Here is a 10,868-nt window from a genome sequence, read left to right as displayed (position 1 = left end):
TCTCGGGCCGGTCATCAGCAGCTCAGTATTCGGGGCAGGCGCCCGCAGCGAAGCGAGGACGCATGACCAGGCTGCTGCACCCGCACGTCGCGCCGCAGCCCGGCGGGACCCCGCTGGTCACGCCGATCCACCAGACCAGCACCTACGAGCTGCCCCGCACCGCCGAGGCCGCGCAGATCGCGGCCGCGGTGGCGCCGGGCGGCTACTACACCCGCTACGGCTCACCCAACGCCCGCGAGGCCGAGGCGATGCTCGCCGACCTCGACGGCGCCGAGGCGGCCCTGCTGGTGGGCAGCGGCATGGCGGCGGTCAGCGCCGCGCTGCTGTCCACAGTGGTCGCCGGCGGCGAGGTGCTCGCCCAACGCAGCCACTACACGGGCACGCTGACGCTGCTCGGCACGATGCTGCCGGCGTTCGGGGTGGACGTGCGGCTGGTGCCGCAGGAGGACCTGGCCGCGGCGGTGCGGCCGTCGACCCGGGTCGTCTACGTGGAGACGCCCAGCAACCCCACGATGACCGTGACGGACCTCGCCGCCGTGCGCGCCGCGGCCCCGGACGCGGTCATCATCGCCGACAACACGTTCGCCACCCCGTACAACACCCGGCCCCTGGAATTCGGCGTCGACCTCGTCGTGCAGTCGGCCACGAAGTATCTCAACGGGCACAGCGACGTCACCGCGGGCGTCGTCACCGGTTCGGCCGCCCTCGTCGCGAAGGCGTGGGAGACCGCGCGGGTCCTCGGGCCGGTCTGCCATCCGTTCGAGGCGTGGCTGCTCGCCCGCGGGCTCAAGACGTTTCCGCTGCGGATGGCGCGGCACAACGCCTCGGGACTCGCCGTCGCCCGGTTCCTGGCCGCACATCCCGCCGTGCGCGCGGTGCACCACCCGGGCCTGCCGGACCATCCGCAGCACGAGCTCGCGGCGCGGCAGATGGACGGGTTCGGCGGCATGCTCGCGTTCACCGTGGCCGACGCCGATGCCGCGGTACGGGTGCTGCGCGCGACCCGGCTGTGCCGTAACGCGGTCAGCCTCGGCGGCCCGGAGACCCTCATCACCCATCCCGCGTCGCTCGTCTTCGCCCACCAGAGCGAGGCGGAGCTCGCCGAGTCCGGCGTCGACGCGGCGATGCTGCGGCTGTCGGTCGGCCTCGAGGAGCCCGCGGACATCATCGCGGATCTCGCCGCGGCGCTGTCCACAGTGGACCCGTGATCCAACTGGCAAGCCGTGGCAAACGGTTGTCGGTGGAAAGAACGCGCTGCTAGCGTCGGGTTTCATCCCCATTGGAGATGCTCGATTCCACCGCCAAGGAGTTGCTATGAGCATCAGCTCAATGCTGCCCAGGTTCTCGTTGAGACCGGGCCGCCGCATCCTCGCCGTCGCCGCCACGGCGGCCCTGCTCGCCGTCGCCGGCGGGATCGGCACCGCCGTCGCGGCGGACGACCCGCCCCGCACCCAGTACCACGAGATGCACGCCAACTGCACGGTCACCCACCGGCTCGGCGACGACCCCATCGTGTTCCCGGGGCTCGCCGGCGCCTCCCACAACCACTCGTTCATCGGCAACCCGACCACCAACGCCAACTCCACCCCGGCGTCGCTGGTCGGCGGCGCCACCTCCTGCGAGGATCAGCTGGACGCGTCGGGATACTGGTTCCCGACGCTGCTGCAGAACGGCAACCCGGTGCTGCCGGACAAGCCGACCGTCTACTACAAGTCCGACGTCAAGGACTACCGCACCGTCAAGCCGTTCCCGGCGGGCTTCAAGCTGCTCGTCGGCGACGCGAAGACCCCCGACGCCGCGCACTTCACCGGCAACTGGCAGTGCCCCGGCTACAAGGGCAGCACCATCCCCGCGTCGTGCCCGTCGGGCTCGTCGCTGGTCGTCCGGATGACCGCGCCGAGCTGCTGGGACGGCGTGCACCTGGACACCGCCGACCACAAGTCACACATGGCGTGGCCGGTCAGCGGGGTCTGCCCGACCTCGCACCCGGTGCCGCTGCCGATGCTGGAGATCAAGCTGCCCTACAAGCTGCCCGGCGGCAACACGTCGAACCTGGCGTACTCGTCCGGGGCCAGCTGGACGTTCCACTACGACTTCATGAACGGGTGGGACGCGGCGCGGCAGGCATACCTGGTGACCTACTGCATCAACGGTGGTCGGCAGTGCAACGGCTACGGCCAAGGATGATGTGAGACCGGCCCGGAAGCCGCCCGCCAGCTGGCTTCCGGGCCCCGGTCTGTTGCCGGTGTCTGCTACCCGCCGTTGCTCAGGTGCCGCTCGATCCCGTCGGTCATCGCGGTGAACTCGGCGGGCAGCGTTCCATCGACGCAGCGTACGCATGCGAACCAGGCCGCGGTCGCGCAGTGACTGCAGCTCACCCGGCGATCGCGGCCACCGTCTTCGGGAACGTCTTGCGGCCGATGTCGCCGAGCCGGCTCTGCAGGTCCTTGATCTGCGCGTCGGTGAACGTGCCGCTGTTGGCGGCGCTGACCACCAGCGTGAGGTTGAGGACCAGGTTCGACTCGACGCCGACGAACGTGGCCGTCAGCACGGACGGCTGCTGCTTGTCGACATAGGTGTACGCCTGCTCGCCGATGCCGTCGAGCTCGGTGACGTCGCCGTTGAGCCGGGCCGAGTCGATCATCTGCTTGGCGACGGCGGCGCCCGTGGACAGGTCCGCGTACACGGTGGCGATCGACACCACCGAGGCCGTGGAGTAGTCCGCCTTGTGCGTCCGGCTGATCGAGCAGGACGCGGTGCCGGCGAACGTGTTCAGGTTCCGCGACGGCGTCGGCTCGCCGACCGGATCCTCGTACTTGCCGCTGATCGGCGCCACGTCGATCGTGCCGCAGATGTTCTGCGGCAGCTTCTTCAGGTCGAACCTGCCGGGCCCGCTGGACTGCCGGCCGGCCCCGGACGCGCCCGAGGTGTTCGGTGTGCCGTTCGTGTTGCCGTTCTTCAGCAGGAGGTACGCGCCGACGCCGCCACCGACGACGAGCACCGCGACCAGCACCAGCACGACGGCGACCGCGACCCCCGCGCCGCTGCCCCGCCGTCGCGGCGCGGGAGGTGGCGGCGGGGTCCAGGTGGGCGCCTCCGGGCGGCCCGGCGACGGGGGCATCGGGCCGGGCCTGGAGCCGGGCATGGAGCCGGGCACGGCCGAGACGGGCGTGGGGCCGTACGGGGTGGCGGACACCGGCAGCGGCGCGGCCCGGAACCCGCCGGAGGCGGTCGACTCGGGGATCGCCGCGGCGGGCATCCCGCCGGTGTACGCGCCGGTGTCGTAGATCCCCGCCGGTGATCCGGAGAACGGTGACCCGGAGGTCGGCTGTGGACGGCCCGCCGGGAACCCGCCGGGGACGGGTGAGCTGGGCGCGGTCGGTCCGTACGGGGACTGCGGCGACGCTGGGCTGTACGTCGGCGGCCCGGAGACCGGGGGTGCCGGCTGCGGTGGGGTGCCGGTCGCGTACAGGGCGCCCTCCGCGACCACCAGCTCCGGCTGCTCCGCGACGACCGGCGCGATCCCGATCGACTCGTGCAGCATGGTCGCGACCAGGGGGATCCGGCTGGAGCCGCCGACCAGGAACAGCCCCGCGATCGCGGACGGTGGCACGGCCGCCTCGGTGAGCAGCGCCCGGGTCATCGAGATCGTCTGGCGCAGCACCGGCCGGGCGAGGCCCTCCAGCTGCTCCCGGCCGAGCGGCACCTCCTTGCCCAGCGCCGGCACCATGACGACGGTGCCGCTGGCCCGCGACAGCATCTCCTTCGCCGAGCGCACGTCCTCCCACAGCTGCCGCCGTGTGGTCGCGTCGGTCCACAGCGTCCCGTAGGTGGCCTGCAGGAACGCCACGACGGTGGCGTCCACGTCCAGCCCGCCGACGTCGTTGAGCCCGTCGGAGGCGACCGGCTCGAACCCCTGCGCCGCTCGCCGGAGCACCGTCACGTCGCAGGTGCCGGCGCCCAGGTCGTACACCACCACGCAGGCACCGAAAGGAAGTTGAGCGCCGCGGGTTTCCGCGAGATAGGTCGCCGCCGCGACGGGCTCGGCGACCAGGTCCACGTCGGCGAACCCCGCCTGCCGGGCGGCCTCGACGAGCACGGCCCGCCGGCCGGTGCCCCAGTTCGCGGGGTGGGTGAGCGTGACGGCGGTGACCGGCCCGGCGACCCGGGCCGCCTCGATCGCGACCCGCTGCAGGACGGCCGCGACCAGCTCCCGGACGCCGATCTCCCGGTCACCGAGCAGCACGCTGGTGTCGTCGACCCGTCGCTTCGGGTTGGGCTCGAGGCGTTCCGGGGCGCTGCGCGCCAGGTGCGCGGCGTCCCGGCCGGTGTGCAGGCGCCCGTCGGGCCCGAGCAGGACCGCCGAGGACAGCAGCGGCGAGCCGTCGAACAGCAGCGGCTGCACCCGCCCGTCGGGCCGGCGCAGCATGGCGATCGTCGTGGACGTGCCGAAGTCGACGCCGAGCCGGAATCCTGTCACGGTCGGCGAGCTTAGCCCTTACCAGCCGAGCGTGCCTGGGCCGCCCTTGACGGGTCCGGTGATGTCGCTGGTGAGCCAGCCGCCGTAGAAGTCGCCGGGTTGGGCGATAACCCTCTCGCCGTCGACCGTGCACTCGTCGAACCGCGACGGGTAGAACGCGAGCAGCCCGCGCAGCGACTCGTAGCCGCGATTCGGCTCCTCGTAGGACCAGGCGGCCTCCACGACCCCGGCGACGTCCCAGTACGTGGCGAGCCCCTTGAACTCGCACACCGTCTGCCGCGGCGTCGGCCGCAGCTCGGCGGCCACGTCGGCGGGCGGGATGTAGTACACCGGCGGGTGCGAGGTCTCCAAGACCCGCACCGCCCGCCGGGTGTCGGCGACGACCTGCCCGGCATGCCGGATCACGACATGCCGGGCGGTCGGCTCCGCCCGGGGCGGCCGCGGGTAATCCCACACATTCTCGGTCATAGCACCAGCGTACTGATGCTTCAGAGGACGGCCACGTCCACGTACGCGAGCTTGTTGTTGCTGGCGCCCGGGCCGTTGGCGACGGTGAGGCGGCCGTCGGTGACGGTCACCGCGAGGGTCCGTTCGAAGAAGTGCTGGGTGGCGCTGGGCGTGCCGTTGATCGCCGCGACGCCCTCCACGGTGAACCGGTACACGCTGTCGGTGTGGTCGGGGTCGCCGGCGGCGAGGTGCACGAGATAGTCGCCGTTGGGCACGGCCAGCTCCCACCGGTTGGCGGTGGTCGGGCGCTGCGCGTGGATGAGCGTGTCGTAGCGCTGGTCGAGGGCGCCGGCCGAGTTGCGGTCCCGGGTCGCGGCGGTGTTGTCGGTAGCCCATCCGTACATGAGACCGCCGGCCCGCGAACCGTAGACCAGGCCGCTGTCGGCGGTGTAGCCCACCGGTACCGATGCCGCGGCGGGCTGGAAATTGACCGTCGCGGTGAATCGGGGGGTCAGCAGGAACGCGTGGTAGGCGCCGTTGCGCAGGCCCCGGCCGACGATCTGGCCCCGGTCGTTGATGCCGTTGGCCTGCTGCAGCTGCCAGCCGGAGCCGGCCGGGATCAGCGTGTCGAGGGCCGTGATCGTGCCGCCGGGGTGCCAGACCCAGGCCTTCGGCGCCGCGCACGGGTGGCACATCGGGTCGGCGGTGCCGACGACCTGGCCTGACGCGTTGATGCCGCGGCCGGTGCTGTACGCGATCCCGTCGACCGTGCCGATGTCGATGCCGCCGAACGGTTGCCCGTCCTGGATCGTCGCCGACGGCCACATCACGGCGTGGGTCTCCGCGTCGCCGACCGGTGCCGAGCCGGCGACCTCGTCGCGCTGGTTGATGGCGTAGGCGGTCGTCCGGTCCTCGTTGAAATACCGCAGGCCCGGTAGCGGGCTCAGCCGTCCGTCGCGCCACACGGTTCCGGGGTTGGCCGTGATGTGGCCCTGGAGGTTGACGGCGGTCGCCGCTTCGAGGCTTTCCGGAGGTGTACCGAGGTACGTCGTGCTGCCGTCCAGCTGGTACAGCATCGCGATCGGTGCGCCCTGGGAGTCCGCGGGTCGCTGCCCGCCGACGACCCGGCCGCGCTGGTCGATGCCGTTGCCGACGCCCAGCCGGTTGACGACCGGGCCGCCGAGGTCGGTGATGGCACCCGTGCTGCTCCATTTCACCGGGTACCCGTAGCCGCCGCTGGACCGGTCGGCGGTGCCGGCGATCTGCCCCGCGTCGTTGACGGCGTTCGCGGTGCTGGTGCCGCCGCCGGGCAGCGTGCCCAGATCCGTCATCACCCCGCCGGCCCAGCGGAACGCGTGCTGCCCCGACGGTGTAGTGGTGTTGCCGACCACGACGCCGGCGTTGTTGATGGCGAGGGCGGTGCTCTGCGCTTGCGGGTCGGCGGACAGCACGCCCAGGTCGGTGATGGTGTAGCGGGGCGGCGGCGCCGCGGCGGCGGCCGGTGTGGGCACCGCCGGCAGCGCGGCGGCGATGAGCAGGACGGCGGCGACACGTGTCTTCCGGTGCACGGAGACCTCTTCCTGGCGGGTGAGAGAGCGCTCTCTCGAGCCTAGGAACGCCGAGAAGGATGTCAATACCTTGCCATGCTTTGCGTGCCGGGCGCTCGGTCACGGGCTGGGCGGACCGCTCAGGCTGGGCGTTGGAACGGCAGGGGCATGCCGGCGGCGTCCAGAATCCGCACGTAACCGTCGACGAGCTCGGCGAGATGGTTCGCGACATACGCCAGCTCTTCCTCCGCGGCGGCGGTGTCACCCGCCCGCAGCAGGTCCAGGGCCTGCTGGACCTCGCCGCTGAGGATGGACAGGGAATCACCCTGCACCAGCACCCCCGGGAAGCGCCGGCCGGGCAGTCGTAACACGGCGTAGTTGTGTTGACCCGTCATCATCTCGACCTCGACCCGTGCCACCCGCCGATCCTACGGCCGCCAGCAGGACATTCGCCTGTGGCACGTTTCCGGGATTTGTCGGTGCCCCGGGTTGCCTACCTTCGTATTCAACAGAGCGACAACACACCAGGGAGTCAGAGATGAGCGACTACGGCGACACGGGCTACGACGGCGGCGACAGCTACGGGCACTACGAGGCGGGTCAGGAGCACGAGTCCCTCGACCAGCTGCACCAGGCCTCCGGCAGCGAGCAGGACTACGCCTCGCAGTACGGCGTGTACGAGGCCGACCACGCCTCGGCCGAGAACACCAGCTTCGACCAGGGCCACCACGTCGAGTACAGCGACCCGAGCGGCGCGCACTACGAGGAGTCCGACTACACCTCCTACGACCACAGCGCGGCCGAGACCGACCACGTGTTCGCGGCCGAGGGTTCCGAGCAGTACCACGCCGCCGAGTGGAGCGAGCTGGACGCGCTGCAGCACCAGCTGGACTCGGCGTTCGCGTCGGCGACCGAGATCAACACCGTCTCGGCGTAACCCACCCGCACCACCCTGCCCCTGGCGTGAGGCCGGCCACCGACTCGGTGGCCGGCCTTCGCCATGTTCGGACGCGGTGGATCGTCTTCAGACGCGGTGGATCGTCTTCAGACGCGGTGGTTCGTCATCAGACGCGGTGGATCGTCTTCGGACGCGGCGGATCGTCTTCAGACGCGGCGGATCGTCTCGGCGTCCGGGGCGCCCTCGAAGAACCGGTCGATGACCCGGCCGAACACCGACTCCAGCGGCGCGGCCAGCTGGAACAGCGTCATCGACGAGCGCAGCTTCATCGCGTCGATGTCGCCGAGCACCTGGGGTGCGGTCGCCTCCGTGTTGGCGAGCATCGCCTCGGCGCACTCGTGCAACCGCGGGCCGAGGACCGGATGCTGGAGGTAGGCGCGGGCCTCGTCCAGCGACGAGATCGCGAAGCGTTGTGCGGCGTAGCTCGACCCGAGCCCGGCCACCTGCGGAAACACGAACCACATCCAGTGGCTGCGCTTCCGGCCGCGCCGCAGCTCATCGATCGCGTCGTCGTAGCTGTCCTCCTGGGCGGTGACGAACCTGGCGAGGTCGTACGGATCGTCCATACAGAAAATTGTCGTACCCCGCGGGCATGATGTGTGCGACGGGGGAGGCGAACTCGATGGTGGTATATGTAGCGAGCCGGCGGCGGGGTCAGGCGTCCCTGACGGCCGAGTTCCCGGGGGCGACGATCCTGGACGTGACGTCGCGCGGTCCCGAGCCGTGGGTGCGGCTGAGCCCGTTCTATCCACACGGCGGCATCCCGGTGCCGTTCAGCCCCGGCACGGTGGCGCAGTCGGTGGAGGGCATCTGGCAGGGGCTGAAGGTGTTCGACGCCGCCGATGTCGACCCGGCGAAGCTGGACGTGACGAGCATGAGCGGGCTGAAGCGGACGGTCAGCGCGTTCGGCGCGACGCGCGGCCACCGGCGTGGCCTGACCGGCCAGACGTTGCTGGACTACGAGTCCGCTCGGCGCCAGATCTACTTACCGGTCTACCGGTGGGTGCTGGAGCACCGGGCCGCCGAGCAGGTCGACGCGCTGCGGCGGGTCGCCGGCGAGGGTGACGTCGTGCTGCTCGACTACACCACCAACGGTGACGTCGCCGACCTGACGAGCCCGCTGTCGCACGCGGCGCTGATCCGCCGCTACGTGCTGTCCGACTGGCCGGACTGACGGGCGGTCCGGTCCGCCCGGTCAAGGTTGACGGGCGTCCGGTCGAGCTGAGGGCGGGCCGATTGGTCGGACCGATGATCGCGTGCTGTTCACCCTCGGTAGCAACCAGTCGGTGTGTCGCAACGGAGAGTGGCGAAGGGTCGTCTCTGGAGGTTAGGTCGTGGACATGCCAGGACCGTCGACCCGCCGCACCGCGCTCCGTCTCGGGCTGCTCGCCGGGGTCGGGGCTGTCGCCGCCGCGTGCGGCACGAAGACCGACGACCGCACTGTCAGCGAGGCACCGAGCTCGGCGGCGCCGACCGAGCCGGCGGTCACCAACCCGACGGAGGCCCTCGAGCGGCTCAAGGCTGGCGGTGAGCGTTTCGCCTCCGGCGGTGTGCGCCGCCCCGACCAGGACACCGCGTATCGGGCCACGCTCGCCGCGGGGCAGCACCCGTTTGCCTGCATCCTGTCGTGCGTCGACTCGCGGGTGCCTCCGGAGATCGTCTTCGACCAGGGGCTCGGCGACCTGTTCGTGACCCGCACCGCCGGTCAGGTCGTCGACCACGCGGTGCTGGGCAGCATCCAGTATGGCGTCGCTGAGCTGAAGATCCCGCTCCTTGTCGTCGTCGGCCACGAGAAGTGCGGCGCGGTGAAGGCGACCGTCGAGGCGGTGGAGAAGAACTCGGCGCCCAGCGGCACTGACATCGACTCCCTCGTCACCGCGATCAAGCCGGCCGTGGCGAAGGCCGAGGAGGAGAAGGCGACCGACGTGCTCGACGCCTCCGTGCGCCACAACGTCACCAACATCGTCGCCGACCTGGGCACCAAGGCGATCCTGTCCGCCGCCGTCACCGCCGGCACGTTGAAGATCGTCGGTGCCCGCTACGACCTGGACACCGGCGAGGTCGAATGGCTGTGAGGTGTGGAGCCGCCCCGGCGGGGTAGTGCGGGCCCGCCGCGTCCCACGTCGGGGGCGCCGAGGGGCGGAGGGTCGGTATGCCCGGACCAGTGTTTGGGGTCGCGTCGGAGGTCGGCCGGCTGCGCAAAGTGATCGTGCACCGGCCGGACCTCAGCCTGCAGCGGCTGACCCCGAACAACCGGGAGGAGCTGCTCTTCGACGACCTGCCGTGGGTCAACCGCGCCCAGGCGGAGCACGACGAGTTCGTCGCGATGCTGCGCGGGCACGGCGTCGAGGTGTATCACCACCAGCGGCTGCTCGCCGAGGCGCTGGAGAGCCCGGAGGCCCGCCGGCACGCCGTCGAGCGCACGGTCACCCATCTGTCCGTCGGGCCGGCCCTGCTCGACCCGGTCCGCGAGGAGCTCGCCGGCTGGGACGGTGAGACCCTCGCCCGGCACCTCATCGGCGGTCTCAGCAAGGCCGAGTTCATCGACCGGGTCCGGGAGCACCGCGCCGACCTCGACCGCCACTCGCTGGTCGCGGCCCTCGCGCAGCCGCGGGCGTTCATCCTGCCGGCGCTGCCGAACTCGCTGTACCAGCGCGACCCGTCCGCGTGGCTGTACGGCGGCGTGTCACTCAACCCGCTGTTCTTCCACGCGAGGCGGCTGGAGACGATCAACCAGAGCATCGTCTACCACCACCATCCGATGTTCGCCGGCGCGGACTTCCGGTACTGGTACCCGCCGATGGGCGACGACGGCAGCTTCGACGAGGAGGACTTCGGCCGCGCCTGCCTCGAGGGCGGCGACATGATGCCGATCGGCGACGGCGCCGTCGCCGTCGGGGTCAGCGAACGCACCAGCCCGCACATGGTCGAGCACCTCGCGCTCGCCCTGTTCGCGCAGGGCGCCGCCAGCCGGGTGATCGCCGTGCAGATCCCGCCGAGCCGCTCCTACATGCATCTGGACACCGTCTTCACGCTCGTCGACCGGGACAAGGCCACCGGCTACCCGCCGGTCGTCGAGGGCGCCACCGCGTTCACGCTCTTCCCCGGCGACCGTCCCGGCGCGCTCGACGTGCGCCGCGACAAAGGGCTCGTCGCCGCGTTCGAGGACGCGCTCGGCATCGGCCACCTCGACGTCATCCCGACCGGCGGCGACCCCGACCAGCGCGCCCGCGAGCAGTGGGACAGCGGCTGCAACTTCGTCGCGATCGAACCCGGCGTCGTCGTCGGGTATCACAAGAACGAGTACACCAACCGCAACCTGCGCGACCACGGCGTCCAGGTCGTCGAGATCGAGGGGTTCGAGCTCGGCAAGGGCCGCGGCGGCGGGCACTGCATGACCTGCCCGATCCTCCGCGACGGGCTGTGACCCGACCAC

Annotated in this window: 11 protein-coding genes; 6 read left to right on the top strand and 5 right to left on the bottom strand. The window is 71.4% G+C overall.

What is annotated here, in order from left to right:
• Positions 1–62 precede the first annotated feature (62 nt).
• Positions 63–1,208, top strand: coding sequence for a trans-sulfuration enzyme family protein (locus Dsi01nite_RS10735; protein WP_203845930.1), 1,146 nt, complete (start codon positions 63–65; stop codon positions 1,206–1,208).
• 106 nt (positions 1,209–1,314) lie between these two features.
• On the top strand, positions 1,315–2,187 hold the full coding sequence (locus tag Dsi01nite_RS10730; RefSeq protein ID WP_203845929.1) for a DUF1996 domain-containing protein: 873 nt from the start codon (positions 1,315–1,317) through the stop codon (positions 2,185–2,187).
• Between the two features lie 187 nt (positions 2,188–2,374).
• Here the strand turns inward: Dsi01nite_RS10730 and Dsi01nite_RS10725 are convergent, their stop codons facing one another.
• From Dsi01nite_RS10725 to Dsi01nite_RS10710, 4 genes are all read right to left on the bottom strand, one after another.
• Positions 2,375–4,480, bottom strand: a complete 2,106-nt coding sequence (locus Dsi01nite_RS10725; protein ID WP_203845928.1) for an Hsp70 family protein — start codon at positions 4,478–4,480, stop codon at positions 2,375–2,377.
• An 18-nt stretch (positions 4,481–4,498) separates the two neighbouring features.
• On the bottom strand, positions 4,499–4,948 hold the full coding sequence (locus Dsi01nite_RS10720; RefSeq protein WP_203845927.1) for a DUF427 domain-containing protein: 450 nt from the start codon (positions 4,946–4,948) through the stop codon (positions 4,499–4,501).
• Positions 4,949–4,968: 20 nt separating this feature from the next.
• Positions 4,969–6,495, bottom strand: a complete 1,527-nt coding sequence (locus Dsi01nite_RS10715; RefSeq protein ID WP_203845926.1) for a hypothetical protein — start codon at positions 6,493–6,495, stop codon at positions 4,969–4,971.
• A 119-nt stretch (positions 6,496–6,614) separates the two neighbouring features.
• The gene (locus Dsi01nite_RS10710; RefSeq protein WP_203845925.1) at positions 6,615–6,893 is read right to left on the bottom strand and encodes a DUF6959 family protein; all 279 of its coding nucleotides are present in this window, start codon (positions 6,891–6,893) and stop codon (positions 6,615–6,617) included.
• Positions 6,894–7,012: 119 nt separating this feature from the next.
• Here Dsi01nite_RS10710 and Dsi01nite_RS10705 point away from each other — a divergent pair, with 119 nt between their 5' ends.
• Entirely contained in the window at positions 7,013–7,411 is a 399-nt protein-coding gene (locus Dsi01nite_RS10705; RefSeq protein WP_203845924.1) for a hypothetical protein, read from the top strand.
• A gap of 167 nt (positions 7,412–7,578) precedes the next feature.
• Here Dsi01nite_RS10705 and Dsi01nite_RS10700 read toward each other — a convergent pair whose 3' ends face one another.
• Entirely contained in the window at positions 7,579–7,998 is a 420-nt protein-coding gene (locus Dsi01nite_RS10700) for a DUF1810 domain-containing protein (protein ID WP_203845923.1), read from the bottom strand.
• A gap of 56 nt (positions 7,999–8,054) precedes the next feature.
• Here Dsi01nite_RS10700 and Dsi01nite_RS10695 point away from each other — a divergent pair, with 56 nt between their 5' ends.
• The 3 genes from Dsi01nite_RS10695 to Dsi01nite_RS10685 all read left to right on the top strand — a co-directional run bounded on the left by Dsi01nite_RS10695 (position 8,055) and on the right by Dsi01nite_RS10685 (position 10,859).
• On the top strand, positions 8,055–8,606 hold the full coding sequence (locus tag Dsi01nite_RS10695) for a DUF6939 family protein (RefSeq protein WP_203845922.1): 552 nt from the start codon (positions 8,055–8,057) through the stop codon (positions 8,604–8,606).
• A 166-nt stretch (positions 8,607–8,772) separates the two neighbouring features.
• The gene (locus tag Dsi01nite_RS10690; protein ID WP_239135818.1) at positions 8,773–9,507 is read left to right on the top strand and encodes a carbonic anhydrase; all 735 of its coding nucleotides are present in this window, start codon (positions 8,773–8,775) and stop codon (positions 9,505–9,507) included.
• Positions 9,508–9,596: 89 nt separating this feature from the next.
• Positions 9,597–10,859: an arginine deiminase gene (locus tag Dsi01nite_RS10685; protein WP_203845920.1), complete on the top strand. Its 1,263-nt coding sequence runs from the start codon at positions 9,597–9,599 to the stop codon at positions 10,857–10,859.
• Positions 10,860–10,868 lie beyond the last annotated feature (9 nt).

This window comes from Dactylosporangium siamense, from assembly GCF_016862795.1.
Classification (GTDB): domain Bacteria; phylum Actinomycetota; class Actinomycetes; order Mycobacteriales; family Micromonosporaceae; genus Dactylosporangium; species Dactylosporangium siamense.
This window is presented reverse-complemented; position numbering and strand designations above follow the sequence as displayed.